We start from the raw sequence: 26,779 nt of genomic DNA, 5'->3' as shown, positions 1-26,779 counted from the left end.
GACGGCGGCCGACGCGACACCACCCGGCGGTGGCAGCCACCGGGCCCTGACCTCCGCCGTGCTCCGCCCCGAGTCGTTCGGTACAGGATCGATTCCCGTCCAAATCAACAAGGTTGGCGGAGCATGGGATCCCGTCCGGCGGGTCCTCCCGGATCAGTAGGTCCCGCGCCTGACCCGGCGCAGCAGGACGATGCCGGCGAGCACCGCCACGCCGCCGATCATCGCCGGCCACAACTGTGCCCCGGTCTCGGCGAGGTCGCCGGCCGCCGACTGCGACCCCTGCGATCCGGACTGACCGGCGGGCGAAGGGATGTTGGCGGCGGGCGTCGTCTGCTGGGGAGCCACGACCGCGCCGCCGTCGTCGGCGCCGTCTGCGCCCTTGTCGACGTCCTTGCCCCCGCCGGGGTTGCCGCGCTGGGTCGCCTTCACCGAACCGAGGACCTGGGGCTCCTTGTCGTCGCCCTGGTTCGCCTTGTCGTCCCCGTTGCCGGGGGCCTGGGCGGTCTCGGTGGGTTCGGCCGGGTTGTCGTTCTGGTTCTGGTCCTGGCCGTCGTTCTGGTCCTGGCCGTCGCCCGGCTGGTCCTGACCCTGGTCTTCACCCTGGCCGTCGTCACCGCCCTGGCCGTTGTCTCCACCGTTGTCCTGGCCACCGTCGTCGCCCTGGTCGCCGCCATCGCCACCTTGGTCGCCACCGTTGCCACCCTGGTCGCCGCCATCGCCGCCCTGGCCGCCACCGTTGCCACCCTGGTCGCCGCCATCGCCGCCCTGGCCGCCACCGTTGCCACCCTGGTCGCCGCCGTCGCCCTGGTCACCGCCGATGTCGGCCGCGTCGCACTCGCGACCGTCGTTGATGCAGTCCACCATCTCCCGCATCAGGTCCTCGTCGAAGACGTTGATGAAGTCGCCGTGGTCGGTGACGGGCTTGTGGAGCTGCTCGGGGAAGGCGTCCACCGCGAACAGCGGTGCCGTACGCCCGCCGTCCTGAAGACTCGGGGCGTCGACGTCGTAGACGATGCGCTGGACGAGCTGCGGGATGGCCTTGAAGCCGGCGCCGCAGCTGCCGTCCGCCGCGGCGAAGGCCACGTGGGTGCGGTGGTTGGCGCTGTCGATGTTGCGACCGTCCCAGCAGCTCTGGAACTTGAACGTACGCACCACGTCGCTGCCGGCGGGGCAGAGCGGGTACTTGTCCTTCACCTGCCGGTCCTCGAAGCCGGTGCAGCTCCAGGACGCGTTGGCGTTGGCCGTGCCGTTGACGAAGGCCTTGGCGTCGCCGGTGATGATGCGCAGCAGGCGCGGCATCTCCGTGACGTCGCCGCGCGGGCTGCCCTCGAACGTCATGGTGACCTGCTTGGGCGTCACGATCTCACCGACGTTGCCCTCGATGCCGCCGCCGGGAGAGTTGGCGTCCTGCTCGGCGGCGCCGTTCTGCAGTCGGATCACCGGCCAGAAGTACGAGGACCGGTCGCCCTGGTTCTCGCAACTCGTGTCGGCGGCCGCGAGGTCCTCGTCGCTGGCGAACGCGCTGTTGCCCTGGTTGCCGACGTAGTCGTGGAAGTGGTGGGCGCCGTTGGAGACGCCGGGGGCGACGATGACGTTGTCCGAGTTGAACAGTCCGCCCGCGTTCACGCCGCAGTCGGTGCTGAAGGAGCCGGTGGAGCCGTCCTGTCGGCGGCCCCCGTCGCCCGCGTTCGGCTGGACGGTCGCGATGTCGACGTAGTCCGCGGCCACCGGACCGTTGCCGGCCTGACCGCCGTTGCCCTGGCCCTGATCGCCCTGGTCCTGGCCGTCACCGCCGCCGTTCTCGCCGCCGCCGTTCTCGCCGCCGCCGTTCTGGTCGTCACCGTTCTGGTCGTCACCGTTCTGGTCTCCGCCGTCGCCGCCGTTCTGGTTCTCGGCGGGGCGCAGTTCGCAGGCGGCCAGGGAGTCGAGGCCGTCGGGGCGGTCGCCGACACGGTCGATGGCGATCGCGATCCGCTCGATCGTCGCCGCCCGCTTCTCCTTGAGCGGGTTCATGATCGCGTTGTCGGCGAAGCCGCCGTCCTGCTGCTGGGCCTGGGCGGAGTTCTGCAGCCGCTGGTAGGCCTCGGCTATCTGCTGGTCCAGGGCGGCGAGTTCCTTGTCGACCTCGGCCCGTGCCCCGTCGGGCACCTCCGTCAACGCGTCGCCGACGTCCGGGCAGTCGATCGTGCCGGCGGCGGAGTTGACCTGCTGGACGGAGTCGTCGGCCGCGTCCTCCTCGGTGGCCGACGCGTAGACATTGACGGCCACGAGGCCGCCTCCGCCCAAGATCAGCGCGATCGCGGCTGAGGTCGCGCGCCGTGCTCCTGATGGGCGTCTGCGCCTGGTGGTGCGTCCCACGGATAGCTCCTACAACGTCGGATCGGGTCCGGGCATGAAAAACCCCAGCCCAATACGGAGCCGGACGCCGAAGTGTTCAAACGCCTCGCGAATTCACAGGAAGATGACAGGTAGCGGTAAGTCACACGTGGTCAAAGCGGCAGCAAGCGCTCTCCCCGCCGTTTCGCCGACGGCACCGGCCGTGACCGCGCGTGACCCCCTCTCGCCTCCGGGCGCGGGGCAGTGTAGACATGGGCACATGGTGCGTCTCCTGGGTCGATCTCGCTCTCAGTCGACCCGCCGCCCCCAGGGTCGGCCCGCGCAGGGCCCGGACGACCGCGCCCGGCGGGTACGGCACGGATCCGACGGCGGCGCGGACCGGGATCCGGAACACCGCGGGGGCCCGCTCGCGAGGCTGCGGTCGGCGGTGGGCGGGCGCAGCGTCGCCGGGCAGGTCTTCCTGCTCCAGGTCGTGATCGTGCTGGTCCTGGTCGTGTCGGCCGTGGTGGCGCTGGTCCTTCAGGTGCGGCACGACAGCAGCGAGGAAGCGCACAACCGTTCGCTCGCCGTGGCGGAGACCTTCGCCAACGCGCCGGGAACCCGGGAGGCGCTGGCCGCCGACGATCCGACGGCGATCCTCCAGCCGAGGGCCGAGGCCGCCCGGATGCAGTCCAAGGTCGACTTCATCGTCGTGATGAACACCGACGGGATCCGCTACACCCACCCCAAGCCGGACCGCATCGGCAAGCAGTTCGTCGGCACCCTCGGGCCGGCGCTGGAGGGCGAGTCCTTCACCGAGGAGGTCAACGGCACCCTCGGCCCCCTCGTCCAGGCCGTGGTGCCGGTCAAGGACCCCGACGGCAAGGTCGTGGGCCTGGTCTCGGCCGGGATCACCACCGAGAACGTGGGCGGGGTCGCGGAACAGCAGCTGCCCCTGGTGCTGATCGCCGCCGCCGCGGCCCTCGCGCTGGCCACGGCGGGCACGGCGCTCGTCAGCAAGCGGCTCCTGCGCCAGACCCACGGCCTCGGCCCGTCCGAGATGACTCGCATGTACGAGCACCACGACGCGGTGCTGCACGCCGTGCGGGAGGGCGTGATCATCGTCGGCGGCGGAGGCAGACTGCTGCTCGCCAACGACGAGGCGCACCGTCTGCTCGACCTCCCCGCGGACGCCGAGGGACAGGACGTCCACGCCCTGGGCCTGGAATCCCCCATGGCCGACCTGCTGGCCTCGGGCCGCGTCGCCAACGACGAGGTGCACCTGGTCGGCGACCGGCTGCTCGCCGTCAACCAGCGGGCCACCGATCTGCAGGGCGAACCCTCCGGCAGCGTCGCCACCCTCCGCGACTCCACCGAGCTGCGTGCCCTGTCCGGCCGCGCGGAGGCGGCCCGGGAGCGTCTGCGGCTGCTCTACGACGCCGGAGTGGGCGTCGGCACCGGTCTGGACGTGACCCGCACCGCCGAGGAACTGGCGGAGGTGGCCGTCCCCCGGTTCGCGGACTTCGTCACCGTGGACCTCGCCCCGGCGGCGCTCAACGGCGACGAGCCCGACACGGTCACCACCCTGCGCCGTACGGCGTGCAGCGGCATCCGCAAGGACGCACCCCTGTACAAGGTGGGCGAGCGGATCGACCTCGTCGCCTCCTCGCCGCAGGCCCGCAGCATCGACAGCGGCACGTCGACCCTGGTGACCGACCTCAGCCGGGCCACCGGCTGGCAGGCGCAGGATCTCGAACGGTCCGCGCAGGTCGTCGAGTACGGCATCCACTCCCTGATCACCGTGCCGTTGCGGGTGGGCCAGCTGGTGATGGGCGTCGCGACCTTCTGGCGCTCGGAGAAGCCCGAGCCGTTCGACCAGGAGGAACTGGCGCTCGCCGAGGAACTCGTCGCGCGGGCGGCGGTCTCCATCGACAACGCGCGCCGGTACACACGCGAGCACACGATGGCCGAGACCCTGCAGCGCAGCCTGCTGCCGCGCAACCTCCCCGAACAGAGCGCCCTGGACGTCGCCTACCGCTATCTGCCGGCGCAGGCCGGGGTGGGCGGGGACTGGTTCGACGTCCTCCCGCTGTCCGGCACCCGGGTCGCGGTCGTCGTGGGCGATGTCGTGGGTCACGGCCTGCACGCCGCGGCCACGATGGGGCGGCTGCGCACCGCCGTGCACAACTTCACCGCGCTGGACCTGCCGCCGGACGAGATCCTCGGGCTGCTGGACGAGATGGTCAGCCGGATCGACCAGGACGAGGCGGTCCTGGACGGCACCGCCCCGATCACCGGGGCGACCTGTCTGTACGCGATCTACGACCCGGTCTCGCGGCGCTGCGACGTCGCCCGGGCCGGCCATCCGCCGCTCGCGGTGGCCCGCCCCGACGGCACCGTCGAGTTCCCCGACGTGCCCGCCGGTCCGCCGCTCGGCCTGGGCGGGCTGCCCTTCGAGACGGCCGGGCTGGAGCTGGAGGAGGGCAGTCGGCTGGTGCTCTACACCGACGGCCTCGTCGAGCACCGGGAGCGGGACATCGACGACGGCCTCGAACTGCTGCGCACCGCGCTGACCGGGGCCGACACGTCCCCGCAGGGCACCTGTGAGGCCGTGCTCGACGCGCTGCCGCCGAGCCGGGCGAGCGACGACATCGCGCTGATCGTCGCCCGCACCCGCGCGCTGGACGGCAGCCGCGTCGTGGAGTGGGAGGTGCCCGACGACCCGGCGGCCGTCCGCCGGGCCCGCTCCGACGCCACCCGGCAGCTGGCCGCATGGGGCCTGGAGGAGCTGGAGTTCACCACCGAGCTGATCCTCAGCGAGCTGGTCACCAACGCCATCCGGTACGGCGGCGGACCCATCCGGGTCCGTCTCATCCACGACCGTCAGCTGATCTGCGAGGTCAGCGACAGCAGCCACACCTCGCCCCATCTGCGGTACGCCGCCACGACCGACGAGGGCGGCCGAGGGCTGTACCTCATCGCCCAGCTCACCCAGCGCTGGGGCACCCGCTACTCCCCCACGGGCAAGACCATCTGGACCGAACAGGCGCTGCCCTGACGGTCCTCGACAGGCCCTGCCCGCAGGGGCGGGGCCCCCAAGCGCAAGGAGAGACCGGAGCATGCGTATCGGACTGCTCGGAACCGGCCCGTGGGCCGAGATGGCCTACGCCCCCGCGCTGAGCGCGCACCAGGAGCTGGACTTCGCGGGAGTGTGGGGCAGGCGCCCGGAGGCGGCCAAGGAGCTGGCCGCACGGCACGGTGGGGTGCCGGTGTACGAGGACGTCGACGCCCTGTTCGCCGACGTGGACGCGGTCGCCGTGGCCCTGCCGCCCTCCGTCCAGGCACCGCTCGCGGCGCGGGCCGCCCGGGTCGGCTGCCATCTGCTGCTCGACAAGCCCCTGGCGACGGATGTGGAGCAGGGGCGGACCGTCGTCGAGGCGGTCGAGGAGGCCGGGGTGGCCTCGGTCGTCTTCTTCACCGCCCGTTTCCAGACCGCGATCGACGCGTGGATCACCGAACGGGCCGCCGACGGGGGCTGGTTCACCGCCCGCGCGGAGTGGTTCGGGTCGCTGTTCGACGAGGAGAGCGACAGCCCCTTCGCGCGTTCGCCGTGGCGGCGCGAGAAGGGCGGCCTGTGGGACGTGGGCCCGCACGCCCTGTCCGTGCTGCTGCCGGTCCTCGGGGACGTGGAGCAGGTCGCCGCCGCCGTGCGCGGCCCCGGGGACACGGTGCATCTGATCCTTCTGCACACCGGCGGGGCGTCCAGCACGCTCACCCTCAGCCTCACGGCCCCGCCCGCGGCCTCCGGCGCCACGGTCGAGCTGCGCGGCCGGACCGGGACGGCCGTCCTGCCCGAGTCCGACGAAGGTGCCGTACCGGCTCTCGTACGGGCGGGGGACGCGCTGCTGGCGGCCGCCCGTAGTGGACGCCCGCATCCGTGCGACGCGGCCTTCGCGCTGCGCGTGACGGAGCTGCTCGTCGCCGCGGAAGAACGGTTGACCGGCTGACACGCGGGACTCCCGAGCCCGCGTTCGAGTTTATGTCTGCTTTATATCGGACATCGTCCGATGGCGGGCACGCCTTCGCCTCGCGCGTTTCGTGAGCGTGAGGAGGTACCCGTGAGCGCTACGGACGGGAGCGCCGCCCAGAACCTGCGACGCGGGCTGGCGGCCGGGAAGAAGGACCAGGACGCGCGGACGGTGATGCGGCTGCGCCTGGGGGTGGGGGTCATCGGGGTCCTGCTGCCCCTGGCGCTGCCGGCCGGCAACTGGATCGCGGCGCGGCTGGACGGCGGGACCGGGGCGGACGCCTGGCCCGGTTCCATGAGCGGCTCGTACTACACCGGCACCCGGGACCTCTTCGTCGGCGGGCTCTGTGCCCTCGGGATCTTCCTGGTCGTCTACCGCTTCAACCGGTTCCACGACGTCCTGGGCACCGTCGCCGGACTCTGCGCCCTCGGCGTCGCCCTCTTCCCCACCGCGCCGGGGTCGGGGGGCGACGCGGGGCAGCAGACGGCCTCCGTGTTCCACCAGGTCTTCGCCGTCGCCCTGTTGACGGCGATGGCGGCCTTCTGCCTCTTCATGTACGGGGCCCCGGGCATCAAGGAACGCTCCTACGTGCGCCGTCCCTACCTCGTGGCCGGTGTGCTGATCCTCGTCTTCATGGCGCTAGCCGCCGCCGCGGCGGCCACGGAGGTGGGCGACGACTGGCTGATCACGCCCCTGTACCTGTGCGAATGGCTCTCCGTCTGGTCCTTCGGCTTCGCCTGGACGGGCGCGGCCCTGTCCCTGGCCGCGGACATCGACCGGCTGACCCGCACCCGCGCGGTCGTGGGCGCAGTCCTCGGCCGGCTCCGCTCGCTCGGCGGCCTCCTCGGCCGGGGGCGGACCCGCTCGCGCCCGGCCGTGTGACCGCTCCCCGCTCGGGGGGCGGGGTTCAGGGACGGGCGCCGGTGAGGAAGCGGTCGAGGGTGGCGGTGAGTTCCGCCGGCTTCTCGACGGGGAGTTCGTGGCCGGCGTCCAGGATGCGCACCTCGGCGTCCTGGCAGGCCTTGGCCATCCTCAGCATCTGGGAGACCGGGAGCTGGATGTCGTGATAGCCGTGGACGAGGAGGGTGGGCGTGCTGATCTCCCCGAGACGGTCGAGGACGTCGAAGGCCCGCATGGCGCCGTACAGGGTCATGACGACCTCGCGCGGGGTGGCCGACGAGGCGCGGATGTACGAGCGGATCTCCTCGCGGGGGTAGCCGGGGGCGAAGGCCCGCTGGATGTTGGCGGCGACGAACAGCTTGAACGGGACGCGGGTGGAGACCGCCATCAGCAGGCCGCGGCCGCGGCTGTAGGCCATCCGGCCGATGGAGTTGACCAGGACCAGGCGCTCGACCCGCTCGGGGTGGGCGAGGGTGATGGTCTGGGAGATCATGCCGCCCATGGAGTGGCCGACGAGGACGAACCGCTCGACCTCCAGGTGATCGAGGAGGGCGAGCACGTCCCCGGCCAGTTCCTCGATCGTGCGCACCCCCGGGCCACGACTCTCGCCGTGCCCGCGCAGGTCCAGCCGGATCACGCGCCGCTTCCCGGAGAAGTGCGCGACCTGGTGGTCCCAGCGGTGCCGGTTCGCGGTCCATCCGTGCACGAACACCAGGGGCACGCCGTCGCCGTTCCGGGGACCCTCGTCGTCGTACGTCAGCACGGCGCCGTCGACTTCGAGCTGCGGCATGGGGGCCTCCTGCGGTGCGGTCCGGTTACTGACCGGTACGGTAGCGGCCTCCCCGGCCCCACGTCACCGCCGCCGGCCGAGGAATCTGCGCGGCGGCACGGACGACCGGGCTGGTGGCGGGGACGACGGTACGACGGACGACGACCCGAGGCCGCCGCTCCCGGCCGGCCCGCGCGCCACCGGGCGGACGCCCGCCCCGATGCCCCACCCCACAGCACCACGGGCGGGAAATCACGCGCGCCCGCCGCGCCGCCCTGTTAACTTCCCCCGGTGTTCTCCCTCCGGCAACCTCCGTTCTTCACCCGGCTGCGCGACGCGCGGCGCGTGCTCGTCGCCGGTGCCGGCGGTGGGTTCGACGTGTACGCGGGGCTGCCGTTGGCCCTCGCCCTGCGCGCCGAGGGCAAGGAGGTCCATCTCGCGAACCTGTCGTTCGCCGATCTCTACGGCCTGAGCACCGACGTGTGGCTGGAGCCCGATGTCGCGGCGATCGGCCCGGAGACCGACTTCCGGGGCGACTACTTCCCCGAGCGCGCCCTCGCCCAGTGGCTGTCCCTGCACCGGCTGCCCAGCACCGTGTACGCGCTGTCCCGTACGGGTGTGGCGCCCCTGCGGGCCGCCTACCGCGCGCTCGTCGACCATCTGGGCGGGGTGGACGCCGTCGTCCTCGTCGACGGCGGCACCGACATCCTGATGCGCGGCGACGAGCACGGGCTCGGCACACCGGAGGAGGACATGGCGAGCCTGGGCGCCGTCGCCGGACTCGACGAGATCCCCCAGCGCCTGGTGGCCTGCCTGGGCTTCGGCGTGGACGCCTACCACGGGGTCAACCACTCGCTGGTGCTGGAGAACCTGGCCGCGCTGGAGCGCGAGGGCGCCTACCTGGGCGCGTTCTCGCTGCCGCGCGACAGCCGGGAAGGCGCCCTGTACCTGGACGCGGTGGCCCACGCCCAGCGGTGCACGCCGACCCACCCGAGCATCGTCAACGGCTCGGTCGCGGCCGCCGTACGGGGCGAGTTCGGCGACGTCCGCTTCACCGACCGCACCCGGAACAGCGAACTGTTCATCAACCCGTTGATGGCGCTGTACTTCTGCGTGGACGCGGTGGGACTCGCCCGCCGCAACCTCTACCTCGACCGGCTGGAGAAGACCGAACTCACCCGGCAGATCAGCTCGGTCGTCGAGGAGTTCCGGGACGGGCTGCCCCGGCAGCGCCAGCCACGCGCCTTCCCGCACTGATCCCGCCACGCGCCCCGTCACCGGCCCTGCGGAGCGGAGCACGGGACGGATGACAGACTGACGGCATGGAAGAACGCGCATTCGGTAGGTCGGGTCAGCACGCGTCCGTCGTCGGTCTCGGCACATGGCAGCTGGGCGCCGACTGGGGAGACGTCGACGACACGGAGGCCCTGGCGGTGCTGGAGGCGGCCGCCGAGTCGGGGGTGACCTTCTTCGACACGGCCGACGTCTACGGCGACGGCCGCAGCGAACAGACCATCGCCACGTTCCTGCGCAGCAGGCCCGACCTCCATGTGTTCGTCGCGACGAAGATGGGCCGTCGCGTGGACCAGATCCCCGAGAACTACGTCCTCGACAACTTCCGGGCCTGGAACGACCGCTCCCGCCGCAACCTCGGCGTGGACCGCGTCGACCTGGTCCAGCTGCACTGCCCGCCCACACCCGTCTACTCCTCGGACGAGGTGTTCGACGCACTGGACACCCTGGTCGCGGAGGAGCGCGTCGCCGCGTACGGCGTCAGCGTGGAGACCTGCGCGGAGGCGCTGACGGCGATCGCCCGCCCGAACGTGGCGAGCGTGCAGATCATCCTCAACCCGTTCCGGATGAAGCCGCTCCTCGACGTCCTCCCGGCGGCCGAGAAGGCGGGGGTCGCGATCATCGCGCGGGTGCCGCTGGCCTCGGGGCTGCTGTCCGGCAAGTACACGAAGGACACGGTCTTCGCGGAGAACGACCACCGTACGTACAACCGGCACGGCGAGGCCTTCGACCAGGGCGAGACCTTCTCCGGCGTCGACTACGCCACGGGCGTCGAGGCGGCGGTCGAGTTCGCCGGGCTGACCCCCGACGGTTACACGCCCGCCCAGCTGGCGCTGCGCTGGATCATCCAGCTGCCGGGCGTCACGACGGTGATCCCGGGCGCCCGCACGCCGGACCAGGCCCGCGCCAACGCGGCGGCGGCCGCACTGCCGGAGCTGTCCGGGCAGACGCTCGCGGCGATCCGGGACCTGTACGACCGGCGTGTCAAGGAGCAGGTCGAGGGCCGCTGGTAGCGCGCGGGGCGCGAGACGGCGCCGTGCGGGAGGCGGCCGGTCGGCCGCTTCCCGCACGTGGGCTCACGCCTCGCGGCCGGCGCGTCAGATGCGGCCGCCCGTGAGCCGGGTGAGCGGGCCCTGCACCTGGCGTCCGGAGCGGCGTCCGACGGCGTAGGAGGCGGCGGTCAGGGCCGTCAGGCCCGCGCCCACACCGGCGGCGACCAGCTTGCGCTGGGCGATGACGGTCACGGCCGTCTTCGCGGTGGCCGCCACCTGGCCGGATGCCTGGACGACCGCCTGGCGGCCGGCCTCGACGCCCTTGGCCGCGCTGTGCACGGCCGCGCTCGTGCTGTCGGCGGCGCGCTTGGTCACCTCGGCCGCGTGCCCGGCACCGGCCTTGACGGACGAGGCTGCGCCCTCGGTCTTGTCCGCGGCCGTCTTCGCGGACTCGGTGGCCGGAGCCGTCGCCTTGGTGGCGGTCCGGCGGGCCTTGGCGGCGGTCGTCCCGGCGGACGCGGCGTTCTCGTTCGGTTCCTTGTTCGGCTGATTCATGGAGACCGCGTTGCCGTTCAACGCCGCGGCAAACACGCTGTCGACGACGGTGTCCGCCGAGGGTCTCCGGGCCCCTCCCGCCGTCCGTCCATTCCCCCGCATGACATAAGATCGCTTTATGAGGTCATAGACCCGACCCGCGTACCTGGTAAGGGTTGCCTTAGTTTAGGGTTGCCGTCGAGTCGCTTTTCTCCGCTCGAAGGGAACCTGAACATGCCCCGCCCTCTGCGGGTGGCCATCGTCGGAGCCGGACCCGCCGGGATCTACGCCGCCGACGCGCTGCTGAAGTCCGACGTGGCCACCGAGCCCGGTGTGTCCATCGACCTCTACGAGCGGATGCCCGCCCCGTTCGGACTGATCCGTTACGGCGTGGCCCCCGACCACCCCCGCATCAAGGGCATCATCACCGCCCTGCACCAGGTGCTCGACAAGCCGCAGATCCGTCTTTTCGGCAACGTCGACTACCCGGGGGACATCAACCTGGACGATCTGCGCGCGTTCTACGACGCCGTGATCTTCTCCACGGGCGCGACGGCCGACCGCGCGCTCGACATCCCCGGCATCGACCTCGACGGCTCCTACGGCGCGGCCGACTTCGTCTCCTGGTACGACGGCCACCCGGACGTCCCGCGCACCTGGCCCCTGGAGGCCGAGAAGGTCGCCGTCCTCGGTGTCGGCAACGTCGCGCTGGACGTGGCACGAGTCCTCGCCAAGACCGCCGACGAGCTGCTGCCGACCGAGATCCCGGCCAACGTGTACGAGGGCCTGAAGGCCAACAAGGCGCTGGAGGTCCACGTCTTCGGCCGCCGGGGCCCGGCGCAGGCGAAGTTCTCCCCGATGGAGCTGCGGGAGCTGGACCACTCCCCCAACATCGAGGTCATCGTCGACCCCGAGGACATCGACTACGACGAGGGTTCCATCGCGACCCGGCGCGGCAACAAGCAGGCCGACATGGTCGCCAAGACCCTGGAGAACTGGGCGATCCGCGACACCGGCGACCGCCCGCACAAGCTGTTCCTGCACTTCTTCGAGTCGCCCACCGAGATCCTCGGCGAGGACGGCAAGGTCGTCGGCCTGCGCACCGAACGCACCGCCCTGGACGGCACCGGCAACGTCAAGGGCACAGGCGAGTTCAAGGACTGGGACGTCACCGGCGTGTACCGCGCGGTCGGCTACCTCTCGGACAAGCTGCCCAAGCTGCCCTGGGACGTCGAGTCGGGCACCGTCCCGGACGCGGGCGGCCGGGTCATCGAGGAGACCGGCGCGCACCTGCAGTCGACGTACGTCACCGGCTGGATCCGGCGCGGTCCGGTGGGCCTGATCGGGCACACCAAGGGCGACGCCAACGAGACGGTCGCCAACCTGCTGGACGACTTCGCGAACGGGCGGCTGCACGAGCCGTCCGCGCCCGCCCCGGAGGCCGTGGACGCCTTCCTCGCGGAGCGTGAGGTGCGCTTCACGACGTGGGAGGGCTGGTACAGGCTCGACGCCGCCGAGAAGGCGCTGGGCGAGCCGCAGGGCCGGGAGCGCGTGAAGATCGTCGAGCGTGAGGACATGCTGCGGGAGAGTGGCGCGTAGGCGCTCCGACGACGGGCAGGGGAACTGCGGACCGTGGTCGAGCCGCGGGTCGTCCGTGGCCGGCCGCGCGGTTCCCCGCGCCCCTTTCAGGGGCCTGCGGCCCCAGGGGCATAAGCTCGTCCAATGGCCAAGTACTACGACGTGCATCCCGACAACCCCCAGCCGCGTGCCATCTCCCAGGTCGCCGACAGCATTCGTCAGGGCGGGCTGATCGCCTATCCGACGGACTCCTGCTTCGCGCTGGGGTGCCAGCTGGGCAGTCGTGACGGCATCGAGCGGATCCGCACGATCCGGCAGCTCGACGACCGGCACCACTTCACCCTGGTGTGCGAGAACTTCGCGCAGCTGGGTCAGTTCGTCCACGTCGACAACGACGTGTTCCGCGCCGTGAAGGCGTCGACGCCCGGCAGTTACACCTTCATCCTCCCCGCGACGCGGGAGGTGCCCCGCAAACTCCTCCACCCGAAGAAGAAGACCGTCGGGGTGCGCATCCCCGACCACCGCGTGGTCCAGGCCCTGCTCGCCGAGCTGGGCGAACCGCTCGTCTCCAGCACCCTGCTGCTGCCCGACGAGGAGGAGCCGCTGACCCAGGGCTGGGAGATCAAGGAGCGCCTGGACTACCTGGTCGACGCGGTGGTGGACTCGGGTGACTGCGGCACGGAGCCGACGACCGTCATCGACTTCTCCAGCGGCGAGGCGGAGATCATCCGCAAGGGCGCGGGCGACACGTCACGGTTCGAGTGATCCCACGAGCGGCGGCCGGGATCAGGTCTGCCGCAGCGGCTCGTAGGCCTCGGCGCTCAGCCCGAACGTCCAGGCCACCCCTGCGCGGGCCGTGGTGGTCGCGGGCGGCACCCGCAGCCAGTAGGTACGGCTCGTGCCGTCCGGCTCCGGCGTGGAGTTGACGACCTCCACCATCACCACGTCCTCGTCGCCGGGCAGGGCTATGCGCCACAGCACACCCGTCTCGTCGCGGTGCACCGGCTTCGCCCCGGACTCCTCCAGGTAGCGGTCGTAGCCGTAGAACTCCAGCATCACGCGGCGCAGCTCCGCGTTCTCCTCCGCCCGGATCTCCGCCGGGGTCAACGAGCCCAGCCGGTCGAGGAACGCGCCGGGGACGGGCAGCCCGCGCCAGGCGTGCAGGGCGAATCCGTCGGCGTAGGCGAGCGCGGGCCCGTCGCCCCGGTCCAGCCGGCCCGCCTCGTCGCGGTGCAGCTCCACGGGCCGCTCGGCGACGACCGCGAGGTTCTCGTACGGCCACCACCAGCCGGCCGTGCGGGCCACCTCGGCCAGTCCGTCGAGGCCGGGGGCCGCGTCGAACGCGGACAGCCAGGCCGCGTCGTGCTGGCCGAGGACGGCGTCCAGGAGGAGCAGCCGGATGCCGGTCTCCTCCTTGCGGTCGGCGGGTGCCAGCGCCTCGACGACTCCGGTGCGGACGCGGTCGATCAGCGGCCGGGTGGTCTCCCACAGGTCGGCGCCCGTCGCCCGCCAGTGCTCGCTCCAGCCGGTGGGGCCCAGCCGGGTGTGCAGCCGGGCCCGCTCGGCGGCGACCGTCCTGTTGCGGACCGCGTCACGGACGCTCGCCCCGGTCGCCGGCGGTACCTCACCGCCCGGTGCCTCCGACAGCAGGCGTACCGCCTCCAGGGGCGAGCGGGCCCACACGATCCGTTCGGGCTCCCGCAGCCCCGCCCGTCGGTAGGCCAGGCGCACGCCCGCCTCCGCCCGTGCCCGGTCGCCCGCCCCCGTGGCCGCCGCCACCGCCCGCCAACTCGTCCGTTCCGTCACGCCGTTCCTCCTGGATTCTCAAGTCCGTCCCCCGCGGGCCGCCGTGGGCCACGGCCGCCCTCCTGCCACCGGTTCAGTCGGCGACGATCCGCACCGACCCCGGTACGTACTCGCGCTGCCGCACGACGCGGTACCAGCCCTTGGGCAGGGAGATGGCCGCGTGCTCCTCGTGGACGACGCGGGCGCCCTGCGGCACGTGCAGCAGCATCGGCCCGAACGCGCCCGCCTCGCGGACGAGACGGCCGGGGCCGACCACGGCGTGGGCGTGGCCGGTGACCTCGCCGAGGGCGAGGACGAGCCGCCCACGGCCGTCGCGCGGCTCCGAGGCGGCGTCGAGCGCCCCGCCGGGGACGGCGCTCTCGGTCAACGGCGCGATGAGGACGTCTCCTTGCCGGTACATGGGTCTCCCTCCCGTCGGGCACTCGCTGTGCCACGACAGGACCGTAGGGGCAGCCACTGACAATCCGTCCGCGCACGGCTGTCCGCCGGTGCGCGCCACCTGTTGTCCACAGGACAGGGGCTCGCTGTCTGTCCACAGGACAGGGGTCCGCCGCACACGTTGTCAGTCGGACTTGGTAGAACTCCCCTACCCGGTGGCGCAGCGCGCTCCGGGTGCGCGACGGGCGGACCGGGCAGGGATTCGGCGCCGCCCACGGACATGGAACGAAGGGGCGGGGCGCACATGACCATCGGGAGCCATCTGGAGGAGTTCCACGGCCTGCCGGTCCACCGCTTCCCGAAGTCGGTGAAGAGCCCGCAGGGCGCCGGGCACCTGCCCGCTCCCGAGTCGGTGGCCTGGAGCATCGCCGTGGAGTCCTACGACAGCGACGAGTCGTGGGAGGAGGCGTTCGCCCGGTTCCTGGCCTCGGTCGGCACCGAGAAGGTGCGGGCGCTGGTCGTGGGCGCCTGGAGCGACGCCTACGACCACGGTCCCGAGGAGATCGTCGCGGCCCTGGTCGCGGCGAAGGACCGGCTGCCGTCGCTGCGCGCCCTGTTCCTCGGCGACATCGTGGGGGAGGAGTGCGAGATCTCCTGGATCAACCAGGGGGACGTGAGCCCGCTGCTGGACGCCTTCCCGGAGCTGGAGGAGTTCGGGGTGCGCGGCGGCCAGGGGCTCGGCTTCCCGGCGCTGCGGCACGAGCGGCTGCGGACCCTGACGATCGAGACGGGCGGCCTGCCCGTCGACGTCGTGCGGGGTGTCGCGGGCAGCGACCTGCCCGCTCTCGTCGAGCTGGACCTGTGGCTGGGGACGCCCGAGTACGGGGGCGACTGCGAGGTGGCCGACCTGGCGCCGATCCTCGCGGGCACCCGCCTGCCGGCCCTCAAGCACCTGGCCCTGCGCAACAGCGAGATGCAGGACGACGTCTGCGCCGCTCTGGCCTCGGCCCCCGTGGTGGCCCGCCTCGACGTCCTCGACGTGTCCATGGGCGTCCTCACCGACGACGGCGCGACCGCGCTTCTCACGGGCCAGCCGCTGACCCACCTCACCACGATGGACCTGCACCACAACTACCTGAGCCCGGCGCTGCGCGACCGCCTGCGGGACTCCCTGGAGGCCGAGGGGGTCCAGGTCGACGTCGACGCCGACGACGCCGAGTCGGACGAGGAGGAGGACGGCACGGTCTGGCGGTTCGTCGCGGTGGGCGAGTGAGCGCGTAGGCGTTCGCGGGCGAGAGGGGGGCGGCACATGTCCGGATGGAGCAGTGCGGCGGGGGCGGGTCCCGGCCCGTACCGGTGGGTGGTGGTCGGGAACGGGGAGAACCGGCGGGTCGGGCTGTTCGTCGCGGCGGCCGAGGCGGCCGGCGTCGGCACGCCGCGGGTGGTGCAGTGGCGGGACGTGCTGCGCGACGGCGGCCACGCGTTCGCCGACGACGAGGTCGTACGGCTGGACTCACCCGGCGAGAACGCCGAGGTGGACCGGCTGCTGCGGGGCGTCGACGATCCCACGCGGGTGGAGGGCTCGGCCACCTGGTACGGCCGTTTCCTGACCGCGGTGGAGTCGTTGAGGGGCGGGCTGCGGCTGGACGATCCGGCGGATCTGCCGGTGCTGTTCGACAAGCGGCTGTGCCACGCCCGGCTCGACGCGGCGGGCGTCCCGGTGCCCCCGTCGCCCACCTCGGGCGGCGCACGGCCGGTGCGCGGCTGGGACGACGTACGGGCGGCGATGCGGGAGCACGGCATGCCGCGTGTCTTCGTGAAGCCGGCCCACGGGTCCTCCGCGTCCGGGGTGCTGGCCGTGGAGTCGTCGGCGAGCGGGCGGATCAGGGCCACCACCTCGGTGGAGGTCGCCGCCGACGGCCGACTGCGCGCCCCGCTCCGGCTGCACAACTCCCTGCGGGTGCGGCGCTACGCGGACGAGCGGGAGATCGCCGGCATCGTCGACGCCCTCGCGGCCGACGGTCTGCACATCGAGCGGTGGCTGCCGAAGGCGTCCGCGCACGGGAGGTCCGCCGATCTGCGGGTGCTGGTCGTGGCGGGCCGGGCCACGCACGCCGTCGTGCGCACCAGCCGCTTCCCGATGACCAATCTCCATCTGGGCGGGGCCCGGGGCGATCTCGCGTCGGTCGTGGACGCGGCGGGAGACCGCTGGCGGCAGGCGCTCGACATCTGTGAGCGGGCCGCCGCCTGCTTCCCCGGCACGCTGAGCGTCGGCGTGGACCTCCTGCCGGCGATCGGCTGGCGCCGGTTCGCCGTGGGCGAGGTCAACGCCTTCGGCGATCTGCTGCCCCGGCTGACGGGGCTGCCGGGCGGTCCGGCGGAGGGCCTGGACACCTACGCGGCACAGCTCGCGGCGGTGCGCGACGCCCTGTCCCCGGCCCCCTCGCACCTCCCCCACGCAAGGAAAGATCATGCACCCTTCTGACCCGGCCGACACCGGGGGTCCGGCAAGGACAGCCCACCGGCCGTCCGAGGCGGCTCCGGCACCCGACATGAACGAGGTCGTGGGCCGCGACGACCTGCTGCTGCTCACCCTCGACACCCTGCGGTACGACGTGGCGGTGGAGCTGGCCGCGGCGGGCCGGCTGCCGAACCTGGCCGGGCATCTGCCGGGCGGCACCTGGGAGAGGCGGCACGCGCCCGGCAGCTTCACCTACGCCTCGCACCAGGCGATGTTCGCGGGTTTCCTGCCGACCCCGGCCGCACCGGGGCCGCATCCGCGTCTCTTCGCCGGCCGGTTCGCCGGCAGCGAGACGACCGCGGGGGGCACCTTCGTCTTCGACAGCCCCGACCTGGTGTCGGCGCTCGCCGAGCGCGGCTATCGCACGGTGTGCGTCGGCGGTGTCGGCTTCTTCAACAAGCAGGGGGCCCTCGGCAGCGTCCTGCCGGGCCTGTTCCAGGAGAGCCACTGGGAGCCGGAGTTCTCCGTGGCGTCCCCGACGTCCTTCGAGTCCCAGGTGGCCCGCGCCGAGCGGATCGTGGCCGAACTGCCCGCCGGGCAGCGGCTGTTCCTGTTCCTCAACGCCTCGGCGCTGCACCAGCCGAACTGGTTCCATCTGCCGGGCGCCACCCGCGAGGCGGGCGACAGCCGGGTCACGCACGCGGCGGCCCTGGAGTACATCGACCGGCACATCGGACGCCTCTTCGCGGCGATGAGTTCGCGGCGCCGCTGCTTCGCCGTCGTCTGCTCCGACCACGGGACCACCTACGGCGAGGACGGCTACACCGGACACCGGCTCGGCCACGAGGCCGTGTGGACCGTCCCCTACAGCCACTTCTTCCTGGAGCCGTCCGCATGACCGCCACCGCGACCGCCACCGACACCGACACATCGGGGCGTCCCTACCAGCACTACGTGTACGCCTACCCGCACAAGACGGCGTACCGGGAGCTGCCCGGCCGGCCGCGGCTCGCGGAGCTGTGGGCCGGGGAGTCCCGGCAGGCGCTGTCGCTGTACGCGCACATCCCGTTCTGCGAGGTGCGCTGCGGCTTCTGCAACCTCTTCACACGCATCGGCGCGCCGGACGGGCTGACCGGCCGCTATCTCGACGCCCTCGAACGGCAGGCGATCGCGGTGCGGGAGGCCCTCGGGGACGCGGAGCCGGTGCGGTTCGCGAACGCCGCGTTCGGCGGTGGCACGCCGACCTATCTGGAGGCCGCCGAGCTGGAGCGGCTGTGCGACATCGCCGAGCGGCATCTGGGCGCGGACCTGCGGGCTATCCCGCTGTCGGTGGAGGCCTCCCCCGCCACGGCGACGGCCGACCGGCTGGCGGTACTGGCCGAGCGAGGCACGACACGGCTGAGCCTCGGTGTGCAGAGCTTCGTGGCGGAGGAGGCCCGCGCGGCCGTACGCCCACAGCGGCGGTCCGACGTGGAGGCGGCGCTGGCCCGGATCCGCGACGCCGCCCTGCCGGTCCTCAACATCGACCTGATCTACGGCATCGACGGGCAGACGGCGGCCAGTTGGCGGCTGTCCCTGGACGCCGCCCTCGCCTGGCGGCCGGAGGAGATCTACCTTTATCCGCTGTACGTCCGGCCGCTGACCGGACTCGGCCGCCACGCGGACCCGGCGGTCGCGGACCGCGACTGGGACGAGACCCGGCTGCGGCGCTACCGCGAGGGCCGCGACCATCTGCTCGCGCACGGCTACGAGCAGGTCTCCATGCGCATGTTCCGCCGCACGGACGCGCCGCCGCAGGGCCCGGACGACTACGCCTGCCAGACCGACGGCATGATCGGCCTGGGCTGCGGCGCCCGGTCGTACACGTCGAGGCTGCACTACTCCTTCGACTACGCGGTCGGCATGAGCCGGATCCGCACGATCATCGACGAGTACACGGCCACCGAGGACTTCGGCCGCGCCGTGCACGGCCGCGCGGTCGACGAGGACGAGGCACGGCGTCGTCATCTGCTGCAGTCGCTGCTCCAGGCCCGGGGGCTGCCGGTGGCGGACTACCGGCGGCGGTTCGGATCGGACCCGTACGCGGACTTCCCCGCGGAGCTGGAGCTGCTGGCCGGGCGCGGCTGGCTGGCGGAGGCGGGCGAGGGGACGCTGCGCCTGTCCGCCGAGGGACTGGCCCACTCCGACGCGATCGGGCCGGGCTTCTTCTCGCCCGCCGTCCGGGCCGCGATGACCGAGTACGAGCTGCGGTGACGGAGCCCATGGACCTGACGATCCTGTACCGGGGCCCCCTCGCCTCCTGCGACTACGACTGCCCGTACTGCCCGTTCGCCAAGCGCCGTGACTCCACGGACCGGCTGCGGGCCGACCGCGCGGCCCTCGACCGCTTCACCACCTGGGCCCGGGAGCAGACCGGTGACCGGCTCTCGGTCCTGTTCACGCCGTGGGGCGAGGGGCTGGTGCGCTCCTGGTACCGCGAGGCGCTGGTGGGCCTCTCCCACGAGCCGCACATCGACCGGGTGGCGATCCAGACGAACCTCAGCTGCCGTACGGAGTGGCTGGCGCGGGCCGACCGGGACACGGTGGCCCTGTGGTGCACGTACCACCCGGGGCAGACACCGTACGAGCGGTTCCTCGACAAGACGCGGCGGCTGGCCGGGATGGGCATCCGGTTCAGCGTGGGGATCGTCGGGCTGCCCGAGCATCTGGAGCACGCGCGCCGGCTGCGCGGGGAGCTGCCGCAGGAGGTGTACCTGTGGGTGAACGCCGCCGAGGGGCACACCTACACCGACGAGGAGGCGGCGGTGTGGAGCGGGCTGGACCCTCTCTTCCCCTTCAGCCGTCATCCGCACCGCTCGGCGGGCCGGGCCTGCCGTACGGGCTCCACGGTCGTGTCGGTGGACGGCGAGGGCACGGTGCGGCGCTGCCACTTCGTCAAGGCGGAACTCGGCAACCTCTACGACGGTTCCTTCCGCGCGGCCCTCGCGCCCCGCCCGTGCCCGCTGTCCGTCTGCGACTGCCACATCGGCTACGTCCATCTGGAGACACTGCCCCTGTACGACGTCTTCGCGGGCGGCGTCCTGGAACGCGTACCGACGGTGGAGGCGCGACAGGTGATCGGAAAGCGGGTGGGTTCATGACCTCGGCGGTCGACAGCGGCGCGTGGATCCGCCGGTTCCGTCCCGCCCCCGAGGCGGCGGTCCGGCTGCTGTGCCTCCCGCACGCGGGCGGTTCGGCGAGTTCCTGCCTCCCCATGGCGCGCGCCCTCGCCCCGGCGGCCGATGTGCTGGCCGCGCAGTATCCCGGGCGTCAGGACCGCTATGCCGAACCGCCGTCGCGGAGCATCCGGGAGCTGGCCGAGCGGGTCGTCGAGGCCGTCGGCGGGGACGACGGCCGTCCGCTCGCCCTCTTCGGCCACAGCATGGGGGCGGTGGTCGCCCACGAGGCGGCGCTGCGGCTGGAGGCGGCCGGCCGGGCCCCGGTCCGGCTGTTCGTGTCGGGGCGACGCGCTCCCTCCACGATCCGGGACCGCAGGAACCTGCACACGGCGAGCGATGCCGAACTTCTCGCGGCCGTACGCGCGCTGAACGGCACCGACGGCCAGGTCTTCGAGGACGAGGAGCTGCTCCAGCTGGTCCTGCCGGCCCTGCGCGGTGACTACCGGGCCCTGGAGACGTACGAGCCGCGCCCCGGCGACCGGCTGGGCTGCCCGGTCACCGTCCTCACCGGCGACGCCGATCCCGTGACCCCGGTGGCGGACGCGCGTGCCTGGGCGGACCACACCGACGGGCCGACGGAGGTGTGCGTGTTCCCCGGCGGCCACTTCTACCTCGACGACCGGCCGGGGGAGGTCTTCGACGTCGTGCGACGGCACCTGGGGCTGTAGTACGGGGACGGCGGCGCGGGCCGGTGGTGTGCGGCCGGAGCGCCGGCCGGCGGGTGTCCGGCGGCGCGTGTCCGTCACACCCGCCAGCTGTACCGGCGCTCCGGCCGTCCGGCCACCCCGTAGCGCAGGGACACGTCCGCGCTGCCGGTGCCGTGGAAGTACTCCAGGTAGCGGCGGGCGCTGACGCGGGAGATGCCGGTGAGGGTCGCGCACTCGGTGGCGGAGAGGCTGCCGTCGGTGCCGCGCAGGGTGCCTTCGATGAGTTCGGCGGTCTCGACGCTCATGCCCTTGGGCAGGGCGCCGGCCGCCGAGGCGGGCGTGGCGGCTCCGGCGAGGACACGGTCGACGTCGGCCTGGCCGCGGACGACGGTGGTGAGGAGGCGGCCGCGCTGGGCGGCGTACCGCTGGAGCCGGGAGCGCAGTTCCTCGAACTCGAAGGGTTTGAGGAGGTAGTCGACGACGCCGTGGCGGACCGCGCCGCGTACGCTGTCGGCCTCCCGGGCGGCGCTGATGACCATCACGTCGCAGTCGTGGCCCGCGGTGCGCAGCCGGGGTATGACGTCGAGGCCGAAGCCGTCGGGGAGGTAGAGGTCGAGCAGGACCAGGTCGGGGCGGAGTTCGTCGACGGCCAGGACGGCCTGTTCGCCGGTGCTGGCGACGCCGACGACGCGGAACGGCTCGACGCGCTCGACGAAGGTGCGGTGGACCCGGGCCACCATGAAGTCGTCGTCGACGACGAGCACGTCGATCGGGCCGGGCGGGCTGCTCGTGCCGTTCATGGTGTCGCTCCTTCCGCCACCGCGTCGGCGAGGTGGCTGACGGTCATGCGGGCGGTGAACATGGCCCCGTCGGGGGTGTTGGTCACCGAGATCTCCCCGCCGTGGCGTTCGCAGACCAGGCGGGTGAGGGCCAGGCCGATGCCGCGTTCGCCCTCCCGCGCGGCCTTGGTGGTGAAGCCGTGGGAGAAGACCTCACGGGCGAGTTCGGGGGCCACTCCGGGGCCCGAGTCGCGGACGACGATCTCCACGCTGGAGGCGTCCTGGCGCAGTTCCACCTCGACCCAGGCCTCGTGGCCGTCGGGCACGGTGGTGGTGGCGGCCGCGTCCACGGCGTTGTCGACGAGGTTGCCGACGACGGTCGCCACGTCGGCGGCGTCCTCGGGGGCGAGCCGGTCGAGCGCGGTGCTCTCCGAGACGCGCAGGATCACCCGGCGTTCGGCGGCGAGGGAGGTCTTCGCCATGAGCAGCGCGGCCACGGCGGTGTCACGGACGCGGCGGCTGAGAGTGACGTCGAGGGAGTGGCGGTGGCGGCTCAGCGCGCGGATGTAGTGGACGACCTCGTCCTGCTCGCCGATCTGGATGAGTCCGGAGATGGTGTGCAGCTGGTTGGCGAACTCATGGGCCTGGGCCCGCAGCAGTTCGGCGGAGCTGCGGAAGGACCCGATCTCGCGTTCGAGCCGGGCCAGCTCGGTGCGGTCCCGCAGTGTGGTGACGGAGCCGAGGTGGCGCCCGTCCTTGGTGACGGTCATCCGGTTCATCACGAGCACCCGGCCCCGGCGCACGACGACCTCGTCACGCCGGTCGGCCGGGGCGTCACCATCGCCACGGCCCGCCGCACCCCCCTCACGAGCCCCGGGCTCGCTACCACCGGCGCTCGTCCCTCCCTCGCGGACGCCGGCCCCCGCCTCCTGCGCTCCCACGAGGACGTCCCGCAGGCGGCCCTCCACACCCAGGTCGGCCAGGCTCTTGCCCACGCAGTCCTCGGGCAGGTCGAGCAGGCGCCGGCCCATGTCGTTGGCGAGGGTGAGCCGGTGCTGGGGGTCGAGGGCGATCACTCCCTCGGCGATGCCGTAGAGCATGGCCTCGCGGTGTTCGGCGAGGCCGGCGATCTCCTGGGGCTCCAGGCCGAGGGTCTGCCGTTTGACGCGCCGGGCCAGCAGCCAGGAGCCGGCGAGACCGAGGCCGCTGGCGATGCCGAGGTAGGCGAGGAGGTAGGAGGAGGCGCCGCCGAGGCGCTGCCACACGGTCGGGGCGGCCTCGCCGATCATCACCGTGCCCAGCAGCCGGCCCAGGTCGTCGTCGACCGTCGCGCCGAGCACGGGGACCTGGGCGACCAGTTCGCGGCTGCCGTCGAAGGTCAGCGGGCCGGACCAGCCGCGGCCGGCGACAGCGCCCTCGCCGACGGGCATCGCCCGGCCGATCACGGTCGGGTCGGTGGAGCTGACGATCCTGCCGTCGGCGTCCGCGACGGTGACGGAGGTGACCCCCGACTGGGTCTGGACGGAGCTCACCAGGGGCGCCAGCGCCTCGTGCGCGACGGGCCGGGCGAGCCGGTCGCGGACCAGGGGGTTGGCGGCGAGCTGCTCCGCGAGCGCGGTGACACGACGGCCCTCGACCCGGTTGAAGGTGGCCGCCGACTGCGTGAGCGAGACCCCGGCGACCGCCAGCAGCACCACCACGACGATGGCGAGCTGGAGGACCAGCATCTCGCCTGCGAGGCTATGGCGGCGGAACACCACGACGGACTCTTCTCTCGTGCCGACACGATGTCAGGCGGCTCTGGCGCCGGCTGTGCGGTGGGTCGCACAATCATGGCGCCCGGTCCCGATCCGGGAAAGAGAGGTGTGCGGGACGTGCTCATACGGTGACAGGGGCCGTGACCACTACGACCACAACCTCCGTTGTGTGCGCAACGGAGTCGGCACCGCCCCACGCGGGCACGATGTGGCCCGGATCACCTTCCCCCCTCGACCCGACCGACAGGTGGTGGCTCTCGTGCGGCTGCGCACCCCCCTCGCCCTGCTCGGGGCGGCCGCTCTCGTGCTCGTGGGACCACCGCTGCTGACGACCGGCAGCGGCGGCGAGACAGGCACCCAGATCCCCGGCCTGCGCTTCATGGTCCCGAACACACCCGGCGGCGGCTACGACATCACGGCCCGCACCGCCGCGAAGAACGCCGAGGACGCCGGGCTCACCCACAACATCGAGGTGTTCAACCTGCCCGGAGCCGGCGGCACGGTCGGTCTGAGCCGACTGGTCGGCGAGCACGGCAACGGCAGGCTGGCGATGTCGATGGGCCTCGGCGTCGTGGGCGCCGTCCGCTCCAACGACGCTCCCAGGACCCTCGCCGACACCACGCCGATCGCCCGCCTCACCGAGGAGCAGGACGTCGTGGTGGTCGCGAAGGACTCGCCGTACAAGACGATCGACGAGCTGATCGGGGCGTGGAAGGAGGACCCCGGGAAGCTGCCGGTGGGCGGCGGGTCGGCGCCGGGCGGGCCGGACCATCTGGCGCCGATGCTGATGGCGCGGGCCGCCGGGATCGCCCCGAAGGACGTCAACTACATCCCCTTCGACGGCGGCGGCGAACTGCTCGCCTCGATCCTCGGCAGCAAGGTCGCCTTCGGCGTGTCCGGCGTCGGCGAGTACCTGGACCAGATCAAGGCGGGCGAGCTGCGGCTGCTCGCGGTGACGGGGCCGAAGCGGGTGGCCGGGCTGGACGCCCCGACCCTCCAGGAGGCGGGCTACGACGTGAACTTCACCAACTGGCGCGGCATCGTCGCCCCGCCCGGCCTCACCGAGGCCCAGCGCGACAAACTCACCCGGCTGATCGAGGAGCTGCACGACTCACCGCAGTGGCGAAAGTCGCTGAAGCGACACGGCTGGGACGACGCGTTCCTGACCGGCGACGCGTTCGGCGCGTTCCTGGAGACCCAGGACAAGCGCGTGGTGTCGGTGCTGAAGGAGTTGGGGCTGTGACCACGGACACGGACACCACCGGCACTCCCCGGCCCCCCGCCGCCGAGCGCCGTGCCTGGCTGCGTGACCACTCCGAGCTGGGCGTCTGCGTCCTGCTGCTGGCCCTCGGCCTCCTGGTCCTGACCGACGCGCTGACCATGGACGTCGACCTCACGCAGCGCGGCCCCGTGGGCCCGAGGACCGTGCCGATCGTGGTCGGCGCCGGGCTGCTGCTGATCGCCGCGCTGCTCGCCGTGGACGTGCTGCGCGGCGGCCGGGGCCGGGCGGAGGGCGGCGAGGACGTCGACCTGTCCGAGCCCGCCGACTGGCGCACGGTGCTGCTGCTCGCCGGAGTGTTCCTCGGCGCGGCCGTCCTCATGGAACCGCTGGGTTTCCCCGTGGCGGGCGCCCTGCTCTTCTGGGGCGCGGCCTACGCGCTCGGCAGCCGTCACCCGGACCGCGACCCGCTGATCGCGGCTGTCGTCTCCCTGGTCACGTACGCCGTGTTCGACAAGCTGCTCGGGGTGCCGCTGCCGGGCGGCCCGCTGATGGGAGTTCTCTGACATGGACGCCCTCACCTCCCTCCTCGACGGCTTCGGCACGGCCCTGACGCCGGTCAACATCCTGTGGGCCGCGATCGGTGTGCTGCTGGGCACGGCGATCGGGGTGCTGCCCGGGATCGGGCCCGCCATGGCGGTCGCGCTGCTGCTGCCGGTGACCTACGGGCTGAACCCGGTGGGCGCGTTCATCATGTTCGCGGGCATCTACTACGGCGCGATGTTCGGCGGCTCGACGACCTCGATCCTCCTCAACACCCCCGGGGAGAGCGCGGCCGTGGTCGCGGCCATGGAGGGCAACCCGATGGCCCGGGCGGGGCGCGGCGCGCAGGCGCTGGCGGCCGCCGCCATCGGGCACTTCACCGGCGGCATGGTCGGTACGGTCCTGCTGGTGGCCCTCGCGCCGACGGTCGCGGAGCTGGCCGTGGACATCGGCGCCCCGGACTACTTCGCGATCATGGTGCTGGCGTTCATCGCCGTGACGTCCGTCCTCGGCTCCTCCCGCGTCCGAGGACTCGCCTCCCTGCTGATCGGCCTGACGATCGGCCTGGTGGGGCTGGACCAGATGACGGGCCGGCAGCGGCTGACCTTCGGCTTCCTCCAGCTCGCCGACGGCATCGACGTGGTGATCGTCGCGGTCGGTCTGTTCGCCATCGGAGAGGCGCTGTGGGTCGCCGCCCACCTGCGGCGCAGGCCGCCCGAGCCGATCCCGGTGGGCCGCCCGTGGCTCGGCCGCTCCGATGTGCGGCGGACCTGGAGGTCGTGGCTGCGGGGTCCGTTCATCGGCTTCCCGTTCGGCGCGATCCCGGCGGGCGGCGCGGAGATACCCACCTTCCTGTCGTACGTCACCGAGAAGCGGCTCTCGAAACACCCGGACGAGTGGGGCAAGGGCGCCATCGAGGGGGTGGCGGGGCCGGAGTCGGCCGCCTCGGCCTCGGCGGCGGGCACCCTCGTGTCCATGCTGACCCTGGGCCTGCCCACCACGGCGGTCGCGGCGGTCATGCTGGCCGCCTTCCAGCAGTACGGCATCCAGCCGGCCCCCTGCTCTTCGAACGCGAGCCGGACCTCGTGTGGGGTCTGATCGCCTCGCTGTTCGTCGGCATGGTGCTGCTGCTCGCGCTCAACCTGCCGCTCGCCCCGCTGTGGGCGAAGCTGCTGCGCATCCCGCGCCCGTATCTCTACGCGGGCATCCTGTTCTTCGCGGCGGTCGGCGCGTACGCGGTCGGGGGTGAGGTGATCGACCTGGTGATCCTGCTGGTCATCGGCCTGATCGGCTTCGGCATGCGCCGCTACGGCCTGCCGGTGCTGCCCGCCGTCATCGGTGTCATCCTCGGCCCGGGCGCCGAGCAGCAGCTGCGGCGGGCCCTGCAGATCAGCGACGGCAGCGTCACCGGCCTGGTGAACACGCCGTTCTCGGTCACGGTGTACGCGATCATCGCGGTACTGCTGGCCTGGCCGCTGCTGAAGCGGCTGTTCACCGTCGTCCGGGACCGGGAGCGGGACCGCACGCCCGCCGGGACCGGGTGACCTCCGGACCGGCTGAC

General features: G+C 72.8%; 22 protein-coding genes and 1 pseudogene. 16 read left to right on the top strand and 7 right to left on the bottom strand.

The window, feature by feature from the left end; translation table 11 throughout:
* Positions 1-153: 153 nt before the first annotated feature.
* Positions 154-2,268 carry a DUF1996 domain-containing protein gene (locus tag H4687_RS41425; protein WP_046913033.1) on the bottom strand — a complete coding sequence of 705 codons (2,115 nt, stop codon included), beginning with the start codon at positions 2,266-2,268 and terminating at the stop codon, positions 154-156.
* A 328-nt stretch (positions 2,269-2,596) separates the two neighbouring features.
* On the opposite strand from H4687_RS41425, the gene H4687_RS41420 reads away from it, so the two are divergent.
* The 3 genes from H4687_RS41420 to H4687_RS41410 all read left to right on the top strand — a co-directional run bounded on the left by H4687_RS41420 (position 2,597) and on the right by H4687_RS41410 (position 7,226).
* Entirely contained in the window at positions 2,597-5,374 is a 2,778-nt protein-coding gene (locus H4687_RS41420; protein WP_192781780.1) for a SpoIIE family protein phosphatase, read from the top strand.
* 61 nt (positions 5,375-5,435) lie between these two features.
* Entirely contained in the window at positions 5,436-6,323 is an 888-nt protein-coding gene (locus H4687_RS41415; RefSeq protein WP_046913035.1) for a Gfo/Idh/MocA family protein, read from the top strand.
* A 111-nt stretch (positions 6,324-6,434) separates the two neighbouring features.
* Positions 6,435-7,226 (top strand): hypothetical protein, encoded by a 792-nt coding sequence (locus tag H4687_RS41410; RefSeq protein WP_046913036.1) that lies wholly within the window; start codon positions 6,435-6,437, stop codon positions 7,224-7,226.
* Positions 7,227-7,251: 25 nt separating this feature from the next.
* Here H4687_RS41410 and H4687_RS41405 read toward each other — a convergent pair whose 3' ends face one another.
* Positions 7,252-8,034 carry an alpha/beta fold hydrolase gene (locus tag H4687_RS41405; RefSeq protein WP_046913037.1) on the bottom strand — a complete coding sequence of 261 codons (783 nt, stop codon included), beginning with the start codon at positions 8,032-8,034 and terminating at the stop codon, positions 7,252-7,254.
* Between the two features lie 270 nt (positions 8,035-8,304).
* Here H4687_RS41405 and H4687_RS41400 point away from each other — a divergent pair, with 270 nt between their 5' ends.
* Positions 8,305-9,270 (top strand): DUF1152 domain-containing protein, encoded by a 966-nt coding sequence (locus tag H4687_RS41400; RefSeq protein WP_046913038.1) that lies wholly within the window; start codon positions 8,305-8,307, stop codon positions 9,268-9,270.
* Positions 9,271-9,335: 65 nt separating this feature from the next.
* Positions 9,336-10,319 (top strand): aldo/keto reductase, encoded by a 984-nt coding sequence (locus tag H4687_RS41395; protein ID WP_046913039.1) that lies wholly within the window; start codon positions 9,336-9,338, stop codon positions 10,317-10,319.
* A gap of 84 nt (positions 10,320-10,403) precedes the next feature.
* Here H4687_RS41395 and H4687_RS41390 read toward each other — a convergent pair whose 3' ends face one another.
* Positions 10,404-10,889 carry a hypothetical protein gene (locus tag H4687_RS41390; protein WP_046913040.1) on the bottom strand — a complete coding sequence of 162 codons (486 nt, stop codon included), beginning with the start codon at positions 10,887-10,889 and terminating at the stop codon, positions 10,404-10,406.
* A 177-nt stretch (positions 10,890-11,066) separates the two neighbouring features.
* On the opposite strand from H4687_RS41390, the gene H4687_RS41385 reads away from it, so the two are divergent.
* The gene (locus H4687_RS41385) at positions 11,067-12,431 is read left to right on the top strand and encodes an FAD-dependent oxidoreductase (protein ID WP_046913041.1); all 1,365 of its coding nucleotides are present in this window, start codon (positions 11,067-11,069) and stop codon (positions 12,429-12,431) included.
* A 123-nt stretch (positions 12,432-12,554) separates the two neighbouring features.
* Complete coding sequence (locus H4687_RS41380; RefSeq protein ID WP_005483867.1) at positions 12,555-13,175, top strand: L-threonylcarbamoyladenylate synthase; 621 nt, start codon at positions 12,555-12,557, stop codon at positions 13,173-13,175.
* A gap of 21 nt (positions 13,176-13,196) precedes the next feature.
* On the opposite strand, the gene H4687_RS41375 is transcribed toward H4687_RS41380, so the two are convergent.
* Together H4687_RS41375 and H4687_RS41370 are read right to left on the bottom strand one after the other, a co-directional pair.
* Positions 13,197-14,216, bottom strand: a complete 1,020-nt coding sequence (locus H4687_RS41375; protein WP_050398653.1) for a DUF6745 domain-containing protein — start codon at positions 14,214-14,216, stop codon at positions 13,197-13,199.
* Positions 14,217-14,289: 73 nt separating this feature from the next.
* Positions 14,290-14,616, bottom strand: a complete 327-nt coding sequence (locus H4687_RS41370; protein ID WP_046914157.1) for a hypothetical protein — start codon at positions 14,614-14,616, stop codon at positions 14,290-14,292.
* Positions 14,617-14,898: 282 nt separating this feature from the next.
* Here H4687_RS41370 and H4687_RS41365 point away from each other — a divergent pair, with 282 nt between their 5' ends.
* From H4687_RS41365 to H4687_RS41340, 6 genes are all read left to right on the top strand, one after another.
* Positions 14,899-15,867 (top strand): STM4015 family protein, encoded by a 969-nt coding sequence (locus H4687_RS41365; protein WP_046914156.1) that lies wholly within the window; start codon positions 14,899-14,901, stop codon positions 15,865-15,867.
* Between the two features lie 36 nt (positions 15,868-15,903).
* Positions 15,904-17,079, top strand: a complete 1,176-nt coding sequence (locus H4687_RS41360) for an STM4014 family protein (RefSeq protein WP_046914155.1) — start codon at positions 15,904-15,906, stop codon at positions 17,077-17,079.
* Positions 17,080-17,146: 67 nt separating this feature from the next.
* Positions 17,147-17,953, top strand: coding sequence for an STM4013/SEN3800 family hydrolase (locus H4687_RS41355; protein ID WP_046914154.1), 807 nt, complete (start codon positions 17,147-17,149; stop codon positions 17,951-17,953).
* Positions 17,950-19,308 carry an STM4012 family radical SAM protein gene (locus H4687_RS41350; protein WP_046914153.1) on the top strand — a complete coding sequence of 453 codons (1,359 nt, stop codon included), beginning with the start codon at positions 17,950-17,952 and terminating at the stop codon, positions 19,306-19,308. Before H4687_RS41355 ends, H4687_RS41350 begins: the two co-directional genes overlap by 4 nt.
* An 8-nt stretch (positions 19,309-19,316) precedes the next feature.
* Positions 19,317-20,195 (top strand): STM4011 family radical SAM protein, encoded by an 879-nt coding sequence (locus H4687_RS41345; protein WP_046914152.1) that lies wholly within the window; start codon positions 19,317-19,319, stop codon positions 20,193-20,195.
* Entirely contained in the window at positions 20,192-20,941 is a 750-nt protein-coding gene (locus H4687_RS41340; RefSeq protein WP_046914151.1) for a thioesterase II family protein, read from the top strand. Before H4687_RS41345 ends, H4687_RS41340 begins: the two co-directional genes overlap by 4 nt.
* A 74-nt stretch (positions 20,942-21,015) precedes the next feature.
* Here the strand turns inward: H4687_RS41340 and H4687_RS41335 are convergent, their stop codons facing one another.
* Positions 21,016-21,720: a response regulator gene (locus tag H4687_RS41335; protein WP_046914150.1), complete on the bottom strand. Its 705-nt coding sequence runs from the start codon at positions 21,718-21,720 to the stop codon at positions 21,016-21,018.
* On the bottom strand, positions 21,717-23,426 hold the full coding sequence (locus tag H4687_RS41330; protein ID WP_046914160.1) for a sensor histidine kinase: 1,710 nt from the start codon (positions 23,424-23,426) through the stop codon (positions 21,717-21,719). The genes H4687_RS41335 and H4687_RS41330 overlap by 4 nt, the downstream gene beginning before the upstream one ends.
* Before the next feature lie 289 nt (positions 23,427-23,715).
* On the opposite strand from H4687_RS41330, the gene H4687_RS41325 reads away from it, so the two are divergent.
* The 3 genes and pseudogenes from H4687_RS41325 (at position 23,716) to H4687_RS41315 (ending at position 26,762) form a co-directional block, all read left to right on the top strand.
* On the top strand, positions 23,716-24,699 hold the full coding sequence (locus H4687_RS41325) for a Bug family tripartite tricarboxylate transporter substrate binding protein (protein ID WP_046914159.1): 984 nt from the start codon (positions 23,716-23,718) through the stop codon (positions 24,697-24,699).
* Positions 24,696-25,241 (top strand): tripartite tricarboxylate transporter TctB family protein, encoded by a 546-nt coding sequence (locus H4687_RS41320; RefSeq protein ID WP_046914149.1) that lies wholly within the window; start codon positions 24,696-24,698, stop codon positions 25,239-25,241. Before H4687_RS41325 ends, H4687_RS41320 begins: the two co-directional genes overlap by 4 nt.
* A gap of 1 nt (position 25,242) precedes the next feature.
* A pseudogene (locus tag H4687_RS41315) lies at positions 25,243-26,762 on the top strand (tripartite tricarboxylate transporter permease).
* The last annotated feature ends 17 nt before the right edge of the window (positions 26,763-26,779 follow it).

This window comes from Streptomyces stelliscabiei (genome assembly GCF_014873495.1).
Lineage (GTDB): Bacteria > Actinomycetota > Actinomycetes > Streptomycetales > Streptomycetaceae > Streptomyces > Streptomyces bottropensis.
The sequence above is the reverse complement of the archived record's forward strand: the minus strand, read 5'-3'. Positions and strand labels throughout refer to the sequence as shown.